General features: G+C 67.8%; 2 protein-coding genes. Both read left to right on the forward strand.

Annotated features, from left to right (window positions below):
- The first annotated feature begins 33 nt into the window (after positions 1-33).
- Positions 34-462 (forward strand): pyridoxamine 5'-phosphate oxidase family protein, encoded by a 429-nt coding sequence (locus tag G3I71_RS45090; protein WP_164324703.1) that lies wholly within the window; start codon positions 34-36, stop codon positions 460-462.
- Positions 463-534: 72 nt separating this feature from the next.
- On the forward strand, positions 535-749 hold a 215-nt coding region (locus G3I71_RS50585), incomplete at its 3' end, for a hypothetical protein (protein WP_203733018.1).

The raw sequence follows: 749 nt of genomic DNA on the forward strand, positions 1-749 counted from the left end.
CCCGACGCCGCGTCGGCGCCGGACAGTGGTCGCATGTCCCCTGAGGAACTCCACGCCATCGAACTGCTGCGCCGCGTGCCCTACGGCCGAGTCGCCACCAGCATGCGCGCGCTGCCCTTCCTCGCCCTCGCCCGCCACATCGTGGTGGACGACAAGGTCGTCCTGAGAATGCACGCCGGTTTCGGCTATCACCAGGCCTGCAACGGCAGTGTCGTCTCGTACGGGGCGGACAACTTCAATTCCCCCGACGAACGGTTGTGGTCGGTGCAGTTCACCGGCACCGCGGAGATCGTCGAACCGACCAACGGGGAACTGGAACTATTCGGTCCGGGCCCGCATTTCGTGGACGGCGCGGTCTTCGACCCGGTCTACATGCGCATCGAACCCCAACTCGTCACCGTCCACACCCTGGCCGGGAACATGAGCCGACAGGAACGGCAGTACCAACACGCATTGTCATGATCGGACGGACCGACCTCGCGCGCGGGGACGCGAAAGGGCCCGGCGGAATCGGGGCCCTTTCGCGTACCTCGGGTGCGTTCGGGTGCCTACTCGACCGGGTTCGCCGGGTCGCCCGTGACGGGGTCCGTCGGCTCCTTCGTCGGAGGCTCCTTCGTCGGAGGCTCCTTCGTGGGGGGCTCCTTCGTGGGGCGCGTCGGGTCCACCGGCGTGCTCTTGCTCGCCGTCGGGGTCGGGCTCGTGCTGGCACTCGCCGTCGGGCTCGTGCTCGGCGTGAACTTGTTGCTCTT

Origin of the sequence: Streptomyces sp. SID12501, from assembly GCF_010550245.1 — a bacterium.
GTDB lineage: Bacteria > Actinomycetota > Actinomycetes > Streptomycetales > Streptomycetaceae > Streptomyces.

Coding starts and splice junctions, on each gene's coding strand:
- G3I71_RS45090 (WP_164324703.1), top strand. CDS start 34: ATGTCCCCTGAGGAACTCCACGCCATCGAACTGCTGCGCCGCGTGCCC.